This is a genomic window from Pseudoalteromonas sp. SaAl2, from assembly GCF_052947895.1.
This window is the reverse complement of sequence record NZ_CM129605.1, coordinates 1,081,922-1,102,588: the sequence shown is the minus strand read 5'-3', so window position 1 is coordinate 1,102,588 and position 20,667 is coordinate 1,081,922. Positions and strand designations below refer to the sequence as shown.

Annotated in this window: 14 protein-coding genes, 20 tRNA genes and 3 pseudogenes; 17 read left to right on the top strand and 20 right to left on the bottom strand. The window is 40.4% G+C overall.

Annotation, left to right across the window (positions count from 1 at the left end; genetic code table 11):
* Positions 1-9 precede the first annotated feature (9 nt).
* The 3 genes and pseudogenes from ACU8V8_RS05405 to ACU8V8_RS05395 all read left to right on the top strand — a co-directional run bounded on the left by ACU8V8_RS05405 (position 10) and on the right by ACU8V8_RS05395 (position 2,193).
* A pseudogene (locus ACU8V8_RS05405) lies at positions 10-775 on the top strand (YdcF family protein).
* 88 nt (positions 776-863) lie between these two features.
* Entirely contained in the window at positions 864-1,892 is a 1,029-nt protein-coding gene (locus ACU8V8_RS05400; protein ID WP_446889031.1) for a DUF3549 family protein, read from the top strand.
* A 1-nt stretch (position 1,893) separates the two neighbouring features.
* Positions 1,894-2,193, top strand: coding sequence for a DUF3301 domain-containing protein (locus ACU8V8_RS05395; protein ID WP_446889030.1), 300 nt, complete (start codon positions 1,894-1,896; stop codon positions 2,191-2,193).
* Positions 2,194-3,016: 823 nt separating this feature from the next.
* Here the strand turns inward: ACU8V8_RS05395 and ACU8V8_RS05390 are convergent.
* The 12 genes from ACU8V8_RS05390 to ACU8V8_RS05335 all read right to left on the bottom strand — a co-directional run bounded on the left by ACU8V8_RS05390 (position 3,017) and on the right by ACU8V8_RS05335 (position 4,639).
* A tRNA-OTHER gene (locus ACU8V8_RS05390) sits at positions 3,017-3,108 on the bottom strand.
* Between the two features lie 65 nt (positions 3,109-3,173).
* Positions 3,174-3,265 (bottom strand) — tRNA-OTHER (locus ACU8V8_RS05385).
* A gap of 65 nt (positions 3,266-3,330) precedes the next feature.
* Positions 3,331-3,422, bottom strand: a tRNA-OTHER gene (locus ACU8V8_RS05380).
* 66 nt (positions 3,423-3,488) lie between these two features.
* Positions 3,489-3,580 (bottom strand) — tRNA-OTHER (locus ACU8V8_RS05375).
* A gap of 65 nt (positions 3,581-3,645) precedes the next feature.
* Positions 3,646-3,737, bottom strand: a tRNA-OTHER gene (locus ACU8V8_RS05370).
* Between the two features lie 65 nt (positions 3,738-3,802).
* Positions 3,803-3,878, bottom strand: a tRNA-Val gene (locus ACU8V8_RS05365).
* A gap of 19 nt (positions 3,879-3,897) precedes the next feature.
* Positions 3,898-3,973 (bottom strand) — tRNA-Val (locus tag ACU8V8_RS05360).
* 38 nt (positions 3,974-4,011) lie between these two features.
* Positions 4,012-4,087 (bottom strand) — tRNA-Val (locus ACU8V8_RS05355).
* A 16-nt stretch (positions 4,088-4,103) separates the two neighbouring features.
* A tRNA-Val gene (locus tag ACU8V8_RS05350) sits at positions 4,104-4,179 on the bottom strand.
* Positions 4,180-4,211: 32 nt separating this feature from the next.
* A tRNA-Val gene (locus ACU8V8_RS05345) sits at positions 4,212-4,287 on the bottom strand.
* Positions 4,288-4,337: 50 nt separating this feature from the next.
* A tRNA-Val gene (locus tag ACU8V8_RS05340) sits at positions 4,338-4,413 on the bottom strand.
* 150 nt (positions 4,414-4,563) lie between these two features.
* Positions 4,564-4,639 (bottom strand) — tRNA-Val (locus ACU8V8_RS05335).
* 773 nt (positions 4,640-5,412) lie between these two features.
* On the opposite strand from ACU8V8_RS05335, the gene ACU8V8_RS05330 reads away from it, so the two are divergent.
* The 11 genes from ACU8V8_RS05330 (at position 5,413) to ACU8V8_RS05280 (ending at position 9,178) form a co-directional block, all read left to right on the top strand.
* Positions 5,413-5,488: transfer RNA gene (locus ACU8V8_RS05330), tRNA-Ala, on the top strand.
* 38 nt (positions 5,489-5,526) lie between these two features.
* Positions 5,527-5,602, top strand: a tRNA-Glu gene (locus ACU8V8_RS05325).
* A 133-nt stretch (positions 5,603-5,735) separates the two neighbouring features.
* Positions 5,736-5,811: transfer RNA gene (locus ACU8V8_RS05320), tRNA-Glu, on the top strand.
* Positions 5,812-5,892: 81 nt separating this feature from the next.
* Positions 5,893-5,968 (top strand) — tRNA-Glu (locus tag ACU8V8_RS05315).
* 80 nt (positions 5,969-6,048) lie between these two features.
* Positions 6,049-6,124: transfer RNA gene (locus tag ACU8V8_RS05310), tRNA-Glu, on the top strand.
* An 81-nt stretch (positions 6,125-6,205) separates the two neighbouring features.
* Positions 6,206-6,281 (top strand) — tRNA-Glu (locus ACU8V8_RS05305).
* Positions 6,282-6,361: 80 nt separating this feature from the next.
* Positions 6,362-6,437 (top strand) — tRNA-Glu (locus tag ACU8V8_RS05300).
* A gap of 170 nt (positions 6,438-6,607) precedes the next feature.
* A tRNA-Glu gene (locus tag ACU8V8_RS05295) sits at positions 6,608-6,683 on the top strand.
* A gap of 200 nt (positions 6,684-6,883) precedes the next feature.
* A complete protein-coding gene (locus ACU8V8_RS05290; protein ID WP_446889029.1) occupies positions 6,884-8,521 on the top strand; it encodes a response regulator in 1,638 nt (545 codons plus the stop codon).
* Between the two features lie 251 nt (positions 8,522-8,772).
* Positions 8,773-8,895: a hypothetical protein gene (locus ACU8V8_RS05285; protein WP_446889588.1), complete on the top strand. Its 123-nt coding sequence runs from the start codon at positions 8,773-8,775 to the stop codon at positions 8,893-8,895.
* A complete protein-coding gene (locus ACU8V8_RS05280; RefSeq protein WP_446889028.1) occupies positions 8,858-9,178 on the top strand; it encodes a response regulator in 321 nt (106 codons plus the stop codon). The genes ACU8V8_RS05285 and ACU8V8_RS05280 overlap by 38 nt, the downstream gene beginning before the upstream one ends.
* A gap of 7 nt (positions 9,179-9,185) precedes the next feature.
* Here ACU8V8_RS05280 and msrB read toward each other — a convergent pair whose 3' ends face one another.
* The 8 genes and pseudogenes from msrB to ACU8V8_RS05240 all read right to left on the bottom strand — a co-directional run bounded on the left by msrB (position 9,186) and on the right by ACU8V8_RS05240 (position 18,024).
* Positions 9,186-9,626, bottom strand: coding sequence for a peptide-methionine (R)-S-oxide reductase MsrB (msrB, locus tag ACU8V8_RS05275; protein WP_446889027.1), 441 nt, complete (start codon positions 9,624-9,626; stop codon positions 9,186-9,188).
* A 28-nt stretch (positions 9,627-9,654) separates the two neighbouring features.
* On the bottom strand, positions 9,655-10,095 hold the full coding sequence (locus ACU8V8_RS05270) for a hypothetical protein (RefSeq protein WP_290210756.1): 441 nt from the start codon (positions 10,093-10,095) through the stop codon (positions 9,655-9,657).
* A gap of 17 nt (positions 10,096-10,112) precedes the next feature.
* A complete protein-coding gene (locus ACU8V8_RS05265) occupies positions 10,113-10,610 on the bottom strand; it encodes a DUF2919 domain-containing protein (RefSeq protein ID WP_446889587.1) in 498 nt (165 codons plus the stop codon).
* Positions 10,607-10,951 carry a DUF3392 family protein gene (locus ACU8V8_RS05260; protein WP_290210755.1) on the bottom strand — a complete coding sequence of 115 codons (345 nt, stop codon included), beginning with the start codon at positions 10,949-10,951 and terminating at the stop codon, positions 10,607-10,609. Before ACU8V8_RS05260 ends, ACU8V8_RS05265 begins: the two co-directional genes overlap by 4 nt.
* A pseudogene (gene ligA / locus ACU8V8_RS05255) lies at positions 10,944-12,966 on the bottom strand (NAD-dependent DNA ligase LigA). The gene ACU8V8_RS05260 and the pseudogene ligA overlap by 8 nt, the downstream one beginning before the upstream one ends.
* 94 nt (positions 12,967-13,060) lie before the next feature.
* A complete protein-coding gene (zipA, locus tag ACU8V8_RS05250; protein WP_087534260.1) occupies positions 13,061-13,792 on the bottom strand; it encodes a cell division protein ZipA in 732 nt (243 codons plus the stop codon).
* A gap of 38 nt (positions 13,793-13,830) precedes the next feature.
* Positions 13,831-17,225 (bottom strand): annotated as a pseudogene (locus ACU8V8_RS05245) (chromosome segregation SMC family protein).
* A 67-nt stretch (positions 17,226-17,292) separates the two neighbouring features.
* On the bottom strand, positions 17,293-18,024 hold the full coding sequence (locus ACU8V8_RS05240; protein ID WP_446889026.1) for a TrmH family RNA methyltransferase: 732 nt from the start codon (positions 18,022-18,024) through the stop codon (positions 17,293-17,295).
* 173 nt (positions 18,025-18,197) lie between these two features.
* On the opposite strand from ACU8V8_RS05240, the gene ACU8V8_RS05235 reads away from it, so the two are divergent.
* From ACU8V8_RS05235 to ACU8V8_RS05225, 3 genes are read left to right on the top strand one after another with little or no spacing between them, the layout of a single operon-like run.
* Positions 18,198-19,295 carry a YjgN family protein gene (locus tag ACU8V8_RS05235; RefSeq protein ID WP_446889025.1) on the top strand — a complete coding sequence of 366 codons (1,098 nt, stop codon included), beginning with the start codon at positions 18,198-18,200 and terminating at the stop codon, positions 19,293-19,295.
* A complete protein-coding gene (locus tag ACU8V8_RS05230) occupies positions 19,295-20,332 on the top strand; it encodes a M48 family metallopeptidase (RefSeq protein ID WP_446889024.1) in 1,038 nt (345 codons plus the stop codon). The genes ACU8V8_RS05235 and ACU8V8_RS05230 overlap by 1 nt, the downstream gene beginning before the upstream one ends.
* Positions 20,329-20,622, top strand: coding sequence for a hypothetical protein (locus ACU8V8_RS05225; RefSeq protein ID WP_290210748.1), 294 nt, complete (start codon positions 20,329-20,331; stop codon positions 20,620-20,622). Before ACU8V8_RS05230 ends, ACU8V8_RS05225 begins: the two co-directional genes overlap by 4 nt.
* Positions 20,623-20,667 lie beyond the last annotated feature (45 nt).

Here is a 20,667-nt window from a genome sequence, read left to right as displayed (position 1 = left end):
GCTACTGTGATGTTTGAACTTAAAAAAATTATCGGCGCAATGCTGATGCCCCTCCCTTTATTGAGTCTTATTTGTGTAGTTTGCCTGTGCATAACTTTTCGTAACCATAAAGCGACTTCATTAATTGGTCTCCTCGCGATAAGCGGCTTACTTTTTGATCAGCACACCTTTTTTTGCACAAAAAATAATTTCACCAAACCAACACTTACACTATGCTTTTGACGTTAGTGAACACACAGCCCTTGATAAAATAGTGGTGCTCGGGTGTGATGTTAACCCGAACCCACACTTAACGGCCAACAGTCAGCTCGGTAATTGTGCCAAAAGCCGCTTAGTCGAAGGGCTACGTTTGGTACATAAGTATCCACAATCTCAGCTGATTGTGTCTGGTGGGGGAATAGGCAATGTCACCAATAGTAGTTTAATGCGTCAAACTGCTATCAGTTTGGGAGTTAATGCCGCTCGAATCAAACAAAACCCGGCAGCTATGGATACTGCAGATGAAGCTAAGTTTTTAGCACCTGCGCTAGTTGATTTCAACGTTGCACTGGTAACCTCAGCAAGCCATATGCCCCGAGCCAAAAGTTTATTTAACGCCCAAGGTATAGATATCATTCCTGCAGCAACAGATTACTATGATTTTTCAGCGTGGCCATTACATAAGCAGTTTATTCCTAGTGCTGGTGTATTAAAAGTAGTTACCAGTCACTGGCATGAAGTAATTGGTAAAGCGTGGATTTCATTGCGGCGCTGGCTTGACCCCGAATCACTGTAGTTAAAATCCCCCATAATTGTGCTGTTCCCTCAAAAGCAGCTATGGCGTATAATTTACGTTATATAGTGGTATAAAACTTGAGAACATTATGACTGAGCAGCTAGCAACTTTAGGCCAACTCCTTGATGGGGCTGGTACACAATGGCGTGCATTTGATATTGGTAGACACATTACAAAGTTTGATAAAAAACAGTTTAACGCCATTGAACAAGCACAAATACCCTATCCATACCCACTTGCTGGCCATGCTTGGATTGCTATTCAATTTTGGGACAGTGCAGCCAGCAAAGAACCTTATGTATGGTTTTTAAAATTCCCTATAGATGAACAAAGTAAGCTTGTGTGTGCAAGCCGTGATCATTTTGCTAATATGGTTATCGAAGCACTAGGCAATGATCTCACAGGTGAGCAAGCTGATGGTAAACTTGATAACAACCCTTATGTTTTTACTCCGAACGCTAATAAACTAGCGGCATTTAACGCACAACTAAAAGTACTTCTTAGGCAACCTGCCTCTGAGTATTATGAATACGCACAGCTTTATTTCAGTGGAAAGCTCGGTTTAGAGAATTGGCAAAGTGTAGCAGTACAAGGTATCGCTGACTTTTCGTTACGCTTGGAAGATGATTCCAATCTATCAAACTTGCAAAAAGCATGGGCACATTTACCTCTAGAAGTACTTCAGCCTTTAAGTGCCATGCTTGAACATGTTCAAATACCTGTTAATTTCGCACAGCAGCTTCTGGAGCATGCTGTAACAGCAATCCAGCATAAAGATACACTTTCATTAATTTGTGCACTAAGAGCCATGTCAAAAGCTCAAGCACATGGTATAACGGCTAAACTTGTCGACGAAATTTTAGCATCTGAAATCGCAACTGATTCAGACATCTTACTAACAATTGCAGGGCGCTGCTTTTCGCAGCTAGAAGACCCCGAACGTTTACACATTTTTATGGATAACTGCGCACACCACCAAAAGATTGATGAACTTTTCCCAAGTATTTTTACTGACTTAGTTGCAATTCCAACTATCCGCCCGCATCTATTAGCATTATTACGTAAAGAAAATCGCAGCGAAAAACTCGCTCGTGCAATCGGAAGGTTATTCTCTTAACATGGCAAGCTTGTGGACATTCATTATTATTGGCAGCGTAATTTACCTGTTTTGGCTTAATCGAAAAATTGCTGAAGCTGCAAATGCGCATGCTAAGCGTCAAACTGAACAATTACAAGTTCAATTAATGAGTGTCGCCTGCACTAAACGCCGTTTTGGACTCTTGAAAAACGGCAAGCCTGGTGTAAGAAGTGAGTTCATATTTGAGTTTTCTAGTGATGGCCAGAGCGTATATCAAGGTGTTTTGTCTATGGAAAACGAAATGCTGAAAAGTGTTGTCGTGCCACCGCATAAGATCTAGTTAGAAAGTTATTTTAGATGGGTCTTAATTAAAAACAACGCCAGAAACTAAGGCGTAACTTATAGTTACGCCCCAATCTGACTTCATCCATAATCAGGCATCCATACCTACGCCGAAGCGACCTTTTTTATCTTCCCCTGAACGGGTATACATCCCAAATACACCCTCACATCGCATCTATGCGATATCCTACACGTCCTAGTGTTATCCTCTAGCCATCTTTGACTGTCCTGAGCCTCCAGGCACTCCTATTACTTCCTGTAATATAATCCCTTGGTTATTCCTTTTCATTAGCTCCGCTAATGCTCTGCATCCTGGCAGTTTCCTATACCTTCCTTGTCATCCATGAAATCTTATCCATTTGGCATCTTGCCTAGCTTCTTGCTAATTTGCCATATTCCACTTCCTTGGCATCAGCTCAATCATTGAGTCTGTATCGTCTTGATGAAATAAAGTTTACGTTAATACTGACTTAGAGATAGTGGTAAATAGTAATAATTTTCATGTAACATTTTTGCAAAAAAAGGAAAGAAGTTTAAAATCAATAGCTTACAGATTTAACATCAATATATAATTGAATTATAAGTGATAATACGTACAGCAATGTACGATATATCGCACACTGTAATTTCCAATATGCCGTTTAAGCTATAACTCTAATGTATTCAATGAAAACATAGCGGCTTTTGTAAATTCAGCAGAGGTGCCATCTTTCTCAAGATATAAAGTTGAATTGTAAAATTTAGAGTTTTTGCATTTTGAAATGATACAGCAGCATAAAGCATGATAGAGGTAAACTGTTATATAGTACACCATTAAAAAATGGTGGGTGATACTGGACTTGAACCAGTGACCCTCGCCATTATTTGTAAAGGGAGGCGATGCTTTCTTTTCTTACAACTGAGTTAATTACCCGAATAGGCTGTTTATGATAAATAGTCAGAAGAATTAAGATTAGATATTGCAGAAGTGTTTATATGTGGTGGGTGATACTGGACTTGAACCAGTGACCCTCGCCATTATTTGTAAAGGGAGGCGATGCTCTCTTTTCTTACAACTGAGTTAATTACCCGAATAGGCTGTTTATGATAAATAGTCAGGAGAATTAAGATTAGATATTGCAGAAGTGTTTATATGTGGTGGGTGATACTGGACTTGAACCAGTGACCCTCGCCATTATTTGTAAAGGGAGGCGATGCTCTCTTTTCTTACAACTGAGTTAATTACCCGAATAGGCTTTTTTATGATAAATAGTCAGAAGAATTAAGATTAGATATTGTAGAAGTGTTTATATGTGGTGGGTGATACTGGACTTGAACCAGTGACCCTCGCCATTATTTGTAAAGGGAGGCGATGCTCTCTTTTCTTACAACTGAGTTAATTACCCGAATAGGCTGTTTATGATAAATAGTCAGGAGAATTAAGATTAGATATTGCAGAAGTGTTTATATGTGGTGGGTGATACTGGACTTGAACCAGTGACCCTCGCCATTATTTGTAAAGGGAGGCGATGCTCTCTTTTCTTACAACTGAGTTAATTACCCGAATAGGCTGTTTATGATAAATAGTCAGGAGAATTAAGATTAGATATTGCAGAAGTGTTTATATGTGGTGGGTGATACTGGACTTGAACCAGTGACCCTCGCCTTGTAAGGGCGATGCTCTCCCAACTGAGCTAATCACCCACATATAATTTTGATTAAATGGTGGGTCGTACTGGACTTGAACCAGTGACCCTCGCCTTGTAAGGGCGATGCTCTCCCAACTGAGCTAACGACCCCAAATAATCTATTTTCTTTGCAGTTACCATTTTAGAAATGGTGGGTCGTACTGGACTTGAACCAGTGACCCTCGCCTTGTAAGGGCGATGCTCTCCCAACTGAGCTAACGACCCGCAAAGAATATCTAAATGGTGGGTGATACTGGACTTGAACCAGTGACCCTCGCCTTGTAAGGGCGATGCTCTCCCAACTGAGCTAATCACCCATTTAGATTTTGTAATATACACCATTTAAAAATGGTGGGTCGTACTGGACTTGAACCAGTGACCCTCGCCTTGTAAGGGCGATGCTCTCCCAACTGAGCTAACGACCCATATTACTATCTTAAAACATAACTATTAACATAATAACAGGTTTTATATGTGGTGGGTGATACTGGACTTGAACCAGTGACCCTCGCCTTGTAAGGGCGATGCTCTCCCAACTGAGCTAATCACCCACATATAAATTAAAACGCTACTATTAAAATAAATAGTACTGGACTTTAACCAGTGAACCTCGCCGTTACTTGTAAATAACGGTGATACTCTCTTTTCTATCTGGGCTAATAACCCATATAGAATTTAGATGTGAACCACTTTCTAAAAAGTGGTGGGTGATACTGGACTTGAACCAGTGACCCTCGCCTTGTAAGGGCGATGCTCTCCCAACTGAGCTAATCACCCACATCATCATAACAATACATTGCTGCGTTGTTGTGGGGCGCTATTATAGATAGAGTTGTAAATGTGTCAACACTTGAATGAGTAAAAATAGTTTAGATGTAGTTTTTATAATCAACAAGATGGCTAAAAGCACACTTTATAGCCATATTGCTGAGATTTTGTCTCGTTACTTTTAATTTTAAATAAAACACAATGTGTCAGTGAGTAATGTAGCAATAGAATTTTTTAACTTTACTGGTTTTAGCAAAATCAGAATCTAATAACCTTATCGCTAGAGTTGGGTAAAAACTTTACAGCGATCTATAAATTAAAAAAGCAACCTATTTTAAGCTATCTCATAATGAATAAAACACGTTCCATTTTTGCATTTTACAAAGCACAGGAAAAATGTGTAATCCAATTAATAAATAGCCTCCCCCTTTACTTTGCATAGCCCTGTTATTCACCAGCATTTTACCCTTTTTTAGATTGATCTTTATAAAACAAATCACAGAAAGTTAATTTTCCTTATAAATGTATACCTTTTATAAAAGAATTAAATCGACAAATTACGAGTTTAATCAAATCCAGAACATCATTTATAAACAAAAACAACCATTCAGTTCAAAAAACAAACTACAGAGTGTACAGATTATCCAGTTTGTTGAAAAATAGGGCGTTTGAATAAAGTTGCTGAAAAAAATGTTGACATTATTTAGGTGGCTGCATAGAATGCGCCCCGCACTCAGCGATACACGGCTCGATTTACCAAGCAGTGTAAAGCAAAATAAGTTGGGGCTATAGCTCAGCTGGGAGAGCGCTTCGCTGGCAGCGAAGAGGTCTGCGGTTCGATCCCGCATAGCTCCACCATCTTATTTTTTGCAAGTCCTAGGGTAGCAGTTTTCTGTGTCCCCATCGTCTAGAGGCCTAGGACACCGCCCTTTCACGGCGGTAACAGGGGTTCGAATCCCCTTGGGGACGCCATCTAATTTATTAGAGGCGGTTATACCGAGAAAATAGCGATGCAAGTAAAGCTCGAGTCTTTATTCGCAAATATCGCATAATATAAAACTCTGATTTGAGTCTAACTAATCATGTCCTAGTGACACATTTTTGTGTCCCCATCGTCTAGAGGCCTAGGACACCGCCCTTTCACGGCGGTAACAGGGGTTCGAATCCCCTTGGGGACGCCACTTATTTATAAGTGTTGTGTTATGAAAACACTCGCCTGAATCGAGTTTAACTATTCAGTTGTCCTAGTGACACATTTCTGTGTCCCCATCGTCTAGAGGCCTAGGACACCGCCCTTTCACGGCGGTAACAGGGGTTCGAATCCCCTTGGGGACGCCACTTATTACAAGTGTTGTGTTATGAAAACACTCGCCTGAATCGAGTTTAACTATTCAGTTGTCCTAGTGACACATTTCTGTGTCCCCATCGTCTAGAGGCCTAGGACACCGCCCTTTCACGGCGGTAACAGGGGTTCGAATCCCCTTGGGGACGCCACTTATTTATAAGTGTTGTGTTATGAAAACACTCGCCTGAATCGAGTTTAACTATTCAGTTGTCCTAGTGACACATTTCTGTGTCCCCATCGTCTAGAGGCCTAGGACACCGCCCTTTCACGGCGGTAACAGGGGTTCGAATCCCCTTGGGGACGCCACTTATTACAAGTGTTGTGTTATGAAAACACTCGCCTGAATCGAGTTTAACTATTCAGTTGTCCTAGTGACACATTTCTGTGTCCCCATCGTCTAGAGGCCTAGGACACCGCCCTTTCACGGCGGTAACAGGGGTTCGAATCCCCTTGGGGACGCCACTTACTTATAAGTGTTGTGTTATGAAAACACTCGCCTGAATCGAGTTTAACTATTCAGTTGTCCTAGTGACACAGAAAATTTTTCTGAGAAGATAATGCCATTCGCCTCGCAGGCTCGGTCTCATCTTACGCAGAAATAGCAAATCAGTGATTTGCAAACCGATTTCTGCGTCCCCATCGTCTAGAGGCCTAGGACACCGCCCTTTCACGGCGGTAACAGGGGTTCGAATCCCCTTGGGGACGCCACTTATTTTTATAAGTGAATAGTCATATAAACAATAAAACCATTTACACCCTTCAAATCTTTCTTCACAAAATATATTTTTTGCACTCAAGTATGTATAAAAAATAAAAATCTCACTAATAACGAATAAATTTTAAATTCACTTGTAAGCTACTAGACTGTTGATTATAGTCACCAATACATTCACGTGGTTTTAAGCTTAATGCCAGCAAAGATTTTTTCTAACGCAAAAATACTCATAGTTGAAGAGCAACCTCTTGCTCAAAGCTATATGAAGCAATCGCTCGAAAAGCTTGGCTTTCGGCAATTACGCTTTGCTGATCATGCAAATTCAGCAAAAGATCAATGTTTAACCGAGCAATTTGATTTGATCGTTTGTTCATTTAATTTGAGTAAACATCAGGATGGCTACCAATTATACGAAGAGCTAAGAGTTAAAAAGTTAATTAAAAACTCCACTGGCTTTATTTTTATCTCTGCAGAAACCACGGGCTCTTTAGTACATAGCGTCCTTGAGCTGCAGCCTGATGACTTCCTTGTAAAACCATTCACTATTTACGAACTTAAAATACGAATTGAAAAAATCTTATTACGTAAAACTAACTTGCAAAAAGTTTATGATTTAATTGATGATGGGAATGATTCAAAAGCACTTAAGTTTATAAATACCGCACTTGAGCATAAGACCAGTGCTTATAGCGCTATTTTATTGCGTTTAAAAGGTGATGTATTACTACGGTTAAAACGCAGTGAAGAGGCTAAGAACTTTTTTAAGTCAGTTCTTGATATACAAAAATTCGCATGGGCAAAAGTTGGTTTAGTCGAAGCACTTATCGCGAATAATGAACATATATTAGCGCAACGTATGCTTAAAACAATGCTTACTCGGCAAGAGACTCGACTAGTTGCACTTGATTTACTTGGCTCTTTAGAAATAAAACTAAACCAGTTTGAAATCGCTCAAGAGTTCCTCAGTGAAGCGGCCGAAATAGCGCCAAGAAACCTTCATCGTCAGAAAGCCTTAAGCCATGTTGCACAGCTCAATCATGATTACGAAAAGAATTATGCAACCCAAAAAGATATCGCTCAATTTGCCAAACATTCTATTCATGATCATCCTGATGTTTACTTGAATGCGGCCCGCGCTGGGATCGACTTTGCATTAACGACAGATCAAAGCGATCAAATACAACGCATTACACGCCAAACCAATAAATATTTAAATGATCTAAAAGGGCAGTTTCCTAATAGCCAGAACCAAGCCCAAATCGATGTACTCAACGCACGCTTGCACTATCTAAAAGATGAGCATAAAAAAGCAAAAATGCTTATTGAGCAACTTGATGACGATACCCATATACGATCAATAGATGGCGCACTAGATAAAGCGAAGGCATTTCACGAGTTAGGCTTTCAAAATAAGGCGCAAATACTATTTAATAAAATAATCAGTCATTGTGAAACCCATCCAAATGTGAGTGATCCTGTCTATCTTCGTTATATTCAACAACAGCAAAGTGAACGCAGAGATATAAAAATGGGCCCTAAAGAACTCAATAACCATGCTGTCACTCAGTTTAACCGAGGCCACCTAAATACTGCTCTAGAGGCATTTAGCCAAGCCTTTAGAATAATGCCTCGCAACGCGAGCATTGCACTAAACTTATTACAATGTTTATTCGATAGCACAAAGAACAATGGCCAAAGCCTTAATTTGATAATGGCTAAAAAGTGCTATGCTTTACTTGTAGCAACAAACTTAGACTCTGAGCAACAACAAAGATTTGATAAAATCACACAGCAAGCCAATACTATGGGGTTAGTATTAACGAATAATTAGTCACTACTCTAACACAGGGAAATCTATTGAATCGAACGGTTAATCTACTGTGTTTTATATTGACCTTATGTAATCCAATAACAATACACGGTAAAGTATCCTTGTCGAATTGGCAAAAAGCAGAAATAAATTGACGTGCTTACCAAGGAGCGCACACTAATGTATTAGCTAACCTGCAAAGATCCGCAGCACATTATTTTTAATGCCTTTGAACACAAAAAACATCGCAATATGGTGGTACAGGCTTAGGACTGGCGATTACGCTAAAGTTTATTACGTTAATGGCGGGCACAATAAGTCTAAACAGTGTTGAAAATCAAGGCAGTGAATTTATAATTGAAATCCCTGATATCACATTGGCCATTCGCAATTGATGTTGCAGAAAATGGCAAAATCGTATTACAGAAAGTCGCGAAATGTCAGCCTGACTTAATTATTATGGATATGAAAATGCCGGTTATGGGTGGCTTAGAAGCAACTAAACAGTTACGAAATAACGAGCGATATAAACACATACCCATCATTGCCGTCACTGCCTCAGCGCTAAAAAATGAAAACCTTGAGTTTACTCAACTCACTGACTACTGCATTACCAAGCCAATTTGTCGCGAACATTTAATATTTGCTATCGCTCAGCTTATAGAGCCTTCAAAGTAGCGGTTTATTATAACTTTTTTAGTGCTAACGCGTTTACACAATAACGTAAACCGCTAGGCATTGGACCATCCGGAAAAACATGACCTAAGTGAGCATCACAGACGTTACAAACAGCTTCTATGCGTTGCATCCCGTGACTGATATCACTGTTGTAGGCAATTGCATTTATTTGCACGGGCTGAGTAAATGATGGCCAACCTGTGCCACTATCAAACTTTTCTCCGCCTTCAAATAACACATTATCACAACACACACAGGCATATTCACCCGGTTCGAACAAGGTGCAGCTATCTGAACTGTGTGGCCGCTCGGTGCCCTTATTACGGGTTACATAATAAGCTTCATCTGTTAATTGCGCACGCCACTGCTCATCGTTTTTTATTACCTTGCTACTTGGCTCTGGATTACCATTGCTTGCAAAGCCTAAAATATCATTCCACGTCAACATAACTACCTCTTAAGAAAAAATGAACTTGCTAGTCAATTATCATCGATTGTTTTTCTCGATCAGTGAGTAAAGAATTAAAATAAGCAACTAAGTGCGCTTTACTACTTGGCAGGCTTGTTGAGAATACACACTCCTGATTAGCAAAAATAGACACCGAGTCTTCATAACACTTAATATGGTCGATGCTATCAATTGCAAGCCAGTGTGGGCCAGTAGTACGGTCAAAAAATCCAGTAAGAGAAAAAAGCATTAACTGATGTTGATTCCTCTGTATCAATTTATCTAAGCCATTACGCTCTCTAAACACAGGGGTAAGACGATAACAACACGAACTAAATACAAAGACCCATAGCGCAAGCAATAACACAAACCATGGCTGCTCCAATAGTGGACTGAAAATGCAAAGCAAAAATAATACACAACCAATAGCAGCAACTATCAAGGCAAGTTGTCTATTAATTTTGTACATGCACAGCTCCTAAATATTTACTTTGATTGAGCTTTATTTTCAGGCTCAGGCCAATCATTAAAAAATACAGTTAAATATCGGCTTTTAGCCAAATATAATAGCACCCATAACACCACCACCATTTGCAATGCTAAAAACATCGAAAATTGATAATAGCTATGTGCAGCTTGGATAATCAACCAAGTTAAATCAAGCACCGCACAGACAAGTAAAGGCCAGCGCATAAAACACCACAGTTTGGCAAGCCGTACTGCACTTTGAGCATTTTTTTGCGGTCTGCGTAAACAAAAAATCACTGCGGGGATAATAGCAACAGCGCCAATAGCCAGAGCACTAAAAAAATCTTGTTTTGAGCGAAAAACTAACGACATAATGTCTAATTCAGGCCGACGGCTTAACGCGGCAATAATCCAAATAAAATACGCCCGTAATAGCACTAATAAGCTTAAATGAAATGCAATAGGAGTACGATATGTGCCGTATTTATCCCAGTATTCTGGACCATAGCGCATTATAACTGATTCTTATTATCTGCAATCACACCCAGAATGGTAAAAGCAGCTATCACCATAATGCCTAACCACTGCGTTCCAAATAGTATGAGTAATTGGCTCAGCAAAGGAGTGACAAAGACTACAAGTAGACCAAAACCAAAGCCAGTCACTAACACAAATACAGCAACCCTTACAAAAAAGTGACGGCGGGCAACAAAACGTTTAGTGACTTTGATAATGTCATTTGCATACAAAGAGACAAGGCACACGACTAAGAGCAAGGCTATATTATACAAGTAAGGCCTTAGCCACTGACCAAAGCTCATGGCAAGGCTTGAGAGCATAACTAAAACACTATCCATTATGCTTTACCAACAGTGCAATTAAATCATCCTCGGTAAGAATATCTATGCCTAAGTCTTGTGCTTTAGTCAGTTTCGAGCCGGCCTTTTCACCAGCAATAAGCGCATCGGTTTTTGCAGAGACACTACCAGATACTTTAGCACCTAATGCTTGTAGTCGTGCTTTTGCATCATTGCGATTAAGTTCATTAAGAGTTCCAGTCAACACATAGGTTAGCCCGACGAGTGGTTGAGACTCTTCACTTGGGGGGGTTAACTCAGGCCAATGTACACCTTGTTCAATAAGCGCATTAACCACATCGGTATTGTGAGGTTCAGCAAAAAAGCTGTTCACGTGTTTTGCCACTATTTCGCCTACATCACTCACTTCAACCAAAGCTTCAATGCTTGCTTGAGATACTTTTTCGAGAGTTAAAAAGTGCGTTGCTAAATTTTGCGCAGTGGCTTCACCTACTTCACGAATACCTAATGAATATAAAAATTTGGCTAATGTAGTTTGTTTAGCATCTAGCAGCGCATTCACTAAATTTTTAGCTGATTTGGGTCCCATTCGTTCAAGTGTCTCAAAGTGCCCTTGTTTTAGAATAAATAAATCCGCAGGTGTTTTAACAAGCTCTCGGTCCACCAGCTGGTCAACAATCTTATCGCCAAGCCCATCAACATCAAGGGCTTTACGCGAGGCAAAGTGCTTTATTGCTTGTTTACGTTGTGCTTGACAGACCAAGCCACCAGTACAACGAGCAACGGCCTCACCTTCAATTTTTTTCAATGTGAGAGTCACATATTGGACAAGTCATTGGAAACACGATGTCTTTCGCATCATCAGGGCGACGCTCAAGTACAACTTGGGTAATTTGTGGGATCACGTCACCAGCACGGCGTATAATAACAGTATCACCGACCTTGACGCCTAATCGGGCAATTTCATCTCCATTATGCAAGGTAGCATTTGAGACTGTAACACCACCAACAAAAACAGGCTCTAACCTGGCAACTGGCGTAATTGCCCCTGTGCGCCCAACCTGAAATTCAACATCGAGTAACTGGGTGATCTCTTCTTGAGCTGGGAACTTATAGGCGATTGCCCAACGCGGTGCACGTGCAACAAAGCCTAAACGCTCTTGCATAGCTTTGTTGTTTAGTTTAATAACTACGCCATCAATTTCATATTTTAAGCTGCTTCTACGCTCTAAGATATCTTGATAGTAATCCAGTGCTGCTTTTTCACCTTCCACCAGCTTGGTCTCAGGACATAAGGGTAGTCCCCAATCAGTCAGCTTAGCCAGTTGTTGATAATGATCACTTGGTAACTCACCCTCTGTCACCACACCAATGCTATAGGCATAAAACATCAGCGGTCGTTTGGCCGTTATTTTTGAATCGAGTTGGCGTAGACTACCTGCGGCGGCATTACGTGGATTAACAAATACTTTTTCGCCTCTTTTTTCTGCCTCAGCATTTAGCTTGTCAAAACCTGCGCTATCCATAAATACTTCACCACGGATCTCGATTTCTCGCGGGTAATCATCACCGCGTAATTTCAGCGGCACGTTACGAATTGTTTTCACATTTTGGGTAATGTTTTCTCCCGTTTGCCCATCTCCTCGGGTTGCTGCCTGCACAAGCACACCATCACGGTATAAAATAGAAACCGCCAAGCCATCAAGCTTTGGCTCGCAACAAAAAGTAAGCTCACTATTGTCCATTAAGCGCTCTTTTACACGGCGATTAAAGGCGGCAAACTCAGCTTCACTAAAGGCATTATCAAGCGATAGCATAGGCACCTGATGGGCGACTTGCTCAAATTTAGCAAGCGCAGTCCCACCGACTTTCTGCGTTGGAGAGTCGGCAGTTAAATATTCTGGGTTAGCCGTTTCTAATGCACTTAATTCACGTAATAGGCGATCGTATTCAGCATCTGGAATAGATGGGTTATCGAGCACATAATAATTGTAATTATGATCTTCTAATTGCTGACGAAGCGCGCTAATTTGCGTTAAAACTGGAGTAGACATACAGGCCTCTAAAACATAAAAAAGCCACTTAAACGAGTTATCGCCTAGTGGCTTAAAAAAAATTCTTAATTAATTAACTTTATTTGGTTACTGCTCACGCGCAGAAGCTTCTCACTTTTTCTACATACTCACGTACACTATCAACGGTCATTTCTTCACGTTGTGAGTCTAAAATGGTAGCACCGAACTCATCTGCAAGCTTTTTCGCGGCACTATGAAGCATGTTAAACGCAGCTAATCCATCACCATCACATGGTAAGGTCATAAAGAGGCTGATCCCAGCGGTACTAAATTGTTCCATATTATCAATATCAAACGTACCTGGGTTGTACATATTAACTAAGCGAAATAGTACAGGACCAAGGCCTGCAGGGTCTAAATGGCGATTAAAGAAGCCTTCCTCTGAATATTTAAAACCAAGCGTATTAACCGCTGGTAATAATTTACTGCCTTCCATCACCATGCCTTCAGGCATTTGAATGTGCACAATAATAAAGTCAGCTGCGGGAGCCGCAGATTCACTTTCTGCTTTGGGCTCTTCAAGCTCTTCTGGCGTTTGCTCAACGCTCTGCTGTGGCTCATGCTGTTCATCTGCTGCAGAGAAACTAAGATCACCAAACTGGGGCTCATCACGTTCAGCTGAACGCTCTTGAATCGGCTCTGCCGCTGTTTGTTGTACAGGGGCTTGTTCAGTAGGTTCAACTCGCTCATCAGCGGTTGTCGCAGGCTCATCTTTTTTACGAACTGACCATAGGCCATGTATTAATAATCCACCAATGACAATTACACTGATAATGATTAAAACCCATCTTAATTGCTCGGCCATCCCCTCACCTTTTATTATTTGATTTGCCAAAAATTGTATTATGCATGTGCCATTTGCACCGCTTGTTCAATATCAACTGCCACCATGCGTGATACGCCTGGCTCAGCCATTGTAACACCAGTCAATCGCCCTGCCATTTCCATGGCAATTTTATTATGACTAATGTAGATAAATTGCACCGATTGTGACATTTCTTCCACTAAACGGCAAAACCTGCCAACATTCGCATCATCAAGTGGTGCATCTACTTCATCCAGCATACAGAAAGGAGCTGGATTGAGCCTGAATATTGAAAACACTAATGATAATGCGGTCAGCGCTTTTTCTCCACCACTTAACAGGTGAATTGTTGAATTTTTCTTACCTGGTGGTCGTGCCATTATACTAACACCACTTTCGAGTAAATCATCACTGGTTAATTCAAGATATGCGCTACCGCCACCAAATACTTTAGGGAATAACTCACCAAAATCTTGATTTACTTGATCGAAGGTCGCTTTAAAACGCGTTTTAGTCTCTCTATCTATCTTATTGATTGCACCTTCTAAACTCGATAGCGCATTGGTTAAATCATCTAATTGTTGTTCTAAATACTCGCTGCGCTGCTTAGCTTGTTCATATTCATCGATTGCCGCTAAATTTACCGCACCTAAACCCGTTACCTCCTGCACAACTCGGTTTAGTTGCGCTTGCCCCCCGATAAACTAGCTGACTCAGGTAATTGCTCTAATACAGTTTTTAAATTCTGCTCAAGTTCAGTTAATGGCTCTAATGCGGCTTGTGCCTTTACAAGCAAACTTTGCTCTTCGAGTGCCAGCGTTTGCAGTGTCTCCTGCAACATTGTTAATTCACTTTGCGACGACTTCAGTACTGTTTGTTTATCTAATAGTGCCGCTTTAGCATCTGCTAACTGCTCATTGAGTTTACTTAATTCTTCTTCGCCTTGCTGGTGCTGTTCAAGCAATAATAAAATTTGTTCAGCGCTTTGTTCAAGCGGAATCACTAACTCTTCAATTTGGCAGCTGAGCTCTGATACAGCTTCACTGGCACTCTCATACGCAGTAAGTGCATGCTGAAGTTTAGTTTCACTTAATTGAGATTCACTACGAGCTTTTTGTTCAGCAAGATGCGCTTGATGAGCTTGAGTTTTATACTGCTCAAATACCGCATTGTGCTGCGTGTATTCGTTATCGCATGCTTGTTGATGTTGTTGTGCATGTGTAAGTTGCGCTGCTAACTGCTGCTTTTGCTGCGCTAAACCATCAATAAGCTGTTGTTGATGCGCAATAGCTTGCATTACGGATTGTTGTTCAGTAGTTAGTTGCTGGCGTTTTTCAGTTAGCTTTTGTTGTTGAGTGCGCCACTGTGTTAATTGCTCTTTAAGCATATCGCGCCGGGTACTCGCTGACGCTATTTTTTGTGCAAGTTGATGCACCTCTTCTTTTAGATTATCACCTTGAGTTAATAACTCGCGGTGCTTAACTTCATTCTCTGTGACGTCAGCATGCTTTGCTTGTCGTTGCTCCTGCAATGAGGTTGCCCACTCTTTTGCATCTTTTAGCTGCTTATGTTTGAGTAGTAATGAACTTTCTTCATCAGCTTGATTGTTTAGCTGCCAATTACGTCCATAGATTGTGCCATCCCTATCGATAGCCGCAAGCCAAAACTCATCACTAAATAAAGCCTGATCAAAATTATCTTGAACAGCAATTCGCTCTAATAAATCAGGGTAGACGCCATGCTCAATTAGCGCGGCAACAGAGTCAGTTTTGGCTTTATACGTACTAGGCCAAACACTGTTGTTAACCCTATCCGAGCTTACAGTTAAATGCGTTAATCCTAAAAGCGCCTGCTCTACAATTTGTTCATAACCAGACTGCACACTAAGTTGGGCTAATAAATTAGCGTTACTTTGACTTGTTTGATCTGCCAGCATACTGGTTAAACCGGCAATTTGGGCTTTATTTTCATTAACCTCTTGTGTCACATTTTGCAGTACTGCTTGGCTTGTTGTTAATCTTTCATGCGCGTTTTGTGTCGCCAGCTTAACGGTGTTTAACGCACTTTGCTTTGCCGCTAACTCTTTGGTTAGAGACTGCATTAACGCTTGCTGCTGCTCTAATTGTTGGGCAATTGCGTTGTCTGCTAGATCTTTTCCCTGTTGCTCAATATCAGCAATTTGTGTATCGAGGTATTGTAAACTTTGCTGCTGCTGTGTTTGTGTATTGCACTGTTTATTATGGTTATTTTCTAACGTTTGAAACTGTTCTTTCAGTGTTTGGTACTGTTCATTAGCGTGTTGCTTTTGCTGTTGTGATTGTTCAACTTGCTGTGCAATCTGCTCTACTTGCTCATCACAAATAAGTGTGTGTTCAATTGCATGCTGTAGTGCTTGTGCGAGCTCATCGGTATGCCCTTGCTGCTGTAATTGCAGTTCTTGGTTTTGCAGTTGCAGGCTTTGTTGTTTAATTAAATTTTGGCTCAGGGTTTGATGTTGTTGTTTTAAGCTAATTTGCTGTTGCTCAATTCGGGTTAGCTGAGTATGCGTATTATGTTGTGCATGTTGCGCATCACTGAGATGTTGCTGCTGTTGTTCTACTTTAACTTCTAAGCTCGCCAGTACATCATCATGGCCTGAGTTCGCTTGCTTAAAAAAATCAATTTGTTCATTTAATTTAGCGATCTGTTGATTTTTATCAACTTGTTGCTGATGCAGTTTTTGCCATTTTAAAACCGCAATTTGTCCCTTAAGTGCACGCTCTTGGCTCTTTAGCTCGCGATACTTTTTCGCATTAACTGATTGCACAGCCAATTTATCAACTTGTGTTTGCAACTCTTGGCGAACATCAAGTAAACGTTCTAAATTCTCTCGCGTGCTCTTGATCCGAGTTTGCGTTTCTCGACGACGCTCTTTGTACTTTGAAACACCTGCGGCTTCTTCAAGAAATATTCGTAAATCAGCAGGTTTACTTTCAATTAAGCGTGAGATCATCCCCTGCTCAATAATTGCGTAGCTACGTGGGCCAAGCCCAGTGCCTAAAAATATGTCGGTAATATCACGTTTTCGACACTTACTGCCATTTAAAAAATACAATGATTGGCCATCACGCGTTACTAAACGCTTTATAGCAACTTGGTTACGATCGGCAAAAGTATTAGGGAGCTGGCCTTGAGTATTATCAAAAATCAGTTCGACAGAGGCTTGGGAGACAGGTTTACGATTGGTTGAGCCATTAAAAATAACATCAGTCATGGCATCGCCACGCAAATTTTTAGCCGAGCTTTCACCTAATACCCAACGCACCGCATCAATAACGTTTGATTTGCCACAGCCGTTAGGGCCAACGACACACGTCATTTGATCAGGGAATGGGATTTTAGTGGGCTCTACAAAGGATTTAAAGCCCGCTAATTTTATGGTGCTCAAACGCATCTATTTGGTTTACCGATTGTTATTATTATTTACTAAGTACTAATCTAACCTATTTTGAGACAAAAGGTTAAGCTTGGCGTTTAAAGTTATCTAAAATAATACCTGTAGCCATAGCAACATTTAATGACTCCGCAGCACCAAATGCCGGAATCGTAATTTTATTGCTTACTAACGCTGCGCATTCACTGCGAATGCCGTGTGACTCACTACCCATAAGTAACACTCCAGATTGCGATAATTTAGTCTTGTGTAGGTTCTCACCTTCTAAAAATGCACCATAGATAGGCAAGTTAAGCGTTTTTAAATAAGCGGGTAATTCAACTTGGCTTACTGCTACTCGTACAAATGAGCCCATGGTGGCACTGATTGTTTTTGGATTGTATGGGTCTGCACTATCAATACTTGTCACTATGTGCTTTATACCATACCAATCGGCAACACGAATAATGGTGCCTAAATTTCCGGGATCTGAAACCCCATCGAGGGCTAAAATTAACCCTTCTGTGTTGGGTAGTTCTACTGTTGGCATTGCTACAACTGCAATTGCCGCATTGTTGGAAACTAAAGTACTGGCTTTTGTTAAGCTCTCTTCATCAGCCTCAATCATAGTGATTTTATTAAACTGAGTCTGATACTGACTAATAAATGCAGGTGTGGCAAATACATCTACAACCGCTAAATCACTTGCTAATAACTCAAGTACATTTTTCTCACCCTGTACAAGGTATTGATTATACTGCTTTCGGTACTTTTTTTGACCTAATGCACGAATTAACTTGAGTTGGTTTTTTGAAATCATAACAGCCTCATAAAATGACGCCGTGAGTATAGCAGATCTAACCAATAATTCTAAAACTGATAACTCATACTTCGCTATAAACTAAAGATAATCAATGAGTACTGTTAATTGTGATTGATTAAAACGTAATTTTTTAGTAAGTTTTTGGACCTATCTTAAGGAAAGGAATAAAAATGGAACCCAGCACTGATTTTAATGAATCAACAACCAACGGATCTAAACAAAGTATTTTTCAAGGGCGAGTACAGTTTGCCGGCCAAGCCGGTGAGTTTTTTGGTATTTGGTCGGTAAATATTTTACTCAGTATTCTAACTCTCGGTATTTATTCTGCTTGGGCTAAAGTACGTACTTATCGTTATTTTTATAGCAATACGAAAATAGACGGCCACAGCTTTGATTACTTAGCAACGCCCATACAAATTTTAAAAGGTCGTATTTTAGCAATCGTTGTATTTATTATTTACAGCCTAGTTGTACAATTTCTACCTGTTATTGGTCTGTTATTCGCCCTTGGCTTTTTATTTTCAATGCCATGGATCATCAATCAAGGGCTGCGTTTTAATATGCGCATGACTCGTCATAGAAATGTGCGCTTTGCGTTTTCAGGAAATTACGGTGATGCATTAGTTAATTTTGTTCTACTGCCTATAGCAAGTGTATTCACGTTATACTTATTACTGCCTTATGCACTCAAACGTATTGACCAATATTTACATGAAAACATCAGTTACGGTAATAAACCAATTAATGTAAACCTTGAAGGCGCCACCTATTATATGGCGGCATTAATCACCATTGGTGTTGCGATTGGCGGCTTAGTTATATTTGGCATTATTGCAGGTTCAGTCGGTGCGGCTATGAGTTTAACCAGCTTCGACGTTGATAACCTTAATATCTCTACATTAATTTTCCCACTGTTAATTGCGGCACTTTATGTGGCTTTCCTAACAATTTTACGCGGCGTATATGTGACGATAATTCGTAACCATATTTTTAATAGCAGTGAGTTTGAAGACGTTGCTAGCTTTAAATCTGACTTAAAACCAGCTGATTACGCACTAGTTTTGTTTACCAATGCACTGGCTATTATTTTTACCTTAGGGCTAGCTTATCCTTGGGCAAAAATACGCAGAGCACGATTACTTGCTGCGGCCACTGAAGTAACGATTTACGCAGGCGCACTTGATATTATTGATACCGCAGAAGAGCAACAATCATCGTTTGCTGAAGAAGCGGCAAATGTGTTTGATATTGATATTTCACTTACTTGATGAGTAAACATTATATTAAAGGCTGCTATTACTACCCTAATAGCAGCCAACACCAACACTGCTTTGCAACAATCAATGAGAGCCAAATACAGCTTGTTGATACACAGCAAAATACGCTTTTATCTGTACTTATTACTGAGTGCCAAATAGACAGTCCGCTTCGTGGTGTTGCTTCAGAATTAAACTTTGCTGACGGTGGCCGCTTTGTTCCAGAGGATATTAACCATCGCTGGGAATTTACGCATAAAAAAACGGGTATGAGTGAACGCCTCGAAAAATCTAAGCCACTCATAGTTGCCTCAATCATTTTAATACCTTTATTACTATGGTTTATTTTATATCGCGGCATCCCTGCTATCGCTGTGTATAGTGTCAGTTTAGCCTCACCTGCTACTGTAGAGGCAATGGGCGAGCAAACCCTCAACGTAATTGAAAAAGTAGCATTAGCACCCACTCAAATACCTGATGAAGCTCAAAATGATATACAACTGACATGGCAGCAAATGCTCGATAATCTGCATTTAAATAGTGATCGGTATAGACTCTCTTTTTACCAATCAGATTATTTCGCTGCCAATGCCTTCGCGTTACCCCATGGCCGCGTGATTGTTACCGATGAATTAGTCATTTTACTCAAAGATAAACCGGATGCATTGCGGGCAATTTTACTTCATGAAATAGGCCATGTTGAATACCATCACGGTATTCGATTAGCAGCGCAAGCGACTGCCAGCACTATAGTGTTAGCGATTATTTTTGGTGACTTAGAAGGGATCACTGAAGTGGTGCTTGGTTCTAGTTCTTCTTTTTTGCAACAAGCGTTTTCCCGGGATATGGAGCGAGAAGCCGATAAATACGCTATCGAAAAACTAATTGCTTTAGGTTACTCTAATCATGATTTTGCCAATGCCATACAGGCACTGCAAAACAAATTAGATGAGCAAGCGCAGCTTGATGAGTCGTGGCTTAAATACTTATCTACACATCCGAGTTCTCAAGAACGCATTGATTTTGCGAGGCAGTACACACCACAATGACACCTGAGTTAACATTAATCACCTTGGTTATTACCGTAATCGCACTAGGTTATGGGCTTATTTACCCGCGCTTTGCTGGCAATGACTTTGTAAAAGTATCAAGCCAAGACTTATTCGCGACAACTATTACATTAGTCGTTGCGGGGAGTCTTTATTATGATTCTGGCGTTGAGTTTAGTTGGTTAATCTTTAAGGTTAATTGGTTTTGGTTCACGTTTTTAACCTATGTCCTCATCGAAGTTCCTGTGTGTTTAGCGTATGCAAAAAAACATAATATGAAGTTCAAGTAAATTATGTAAAAAGCGCCTACATGGCGCTTTTATTAAAGTGCTCAA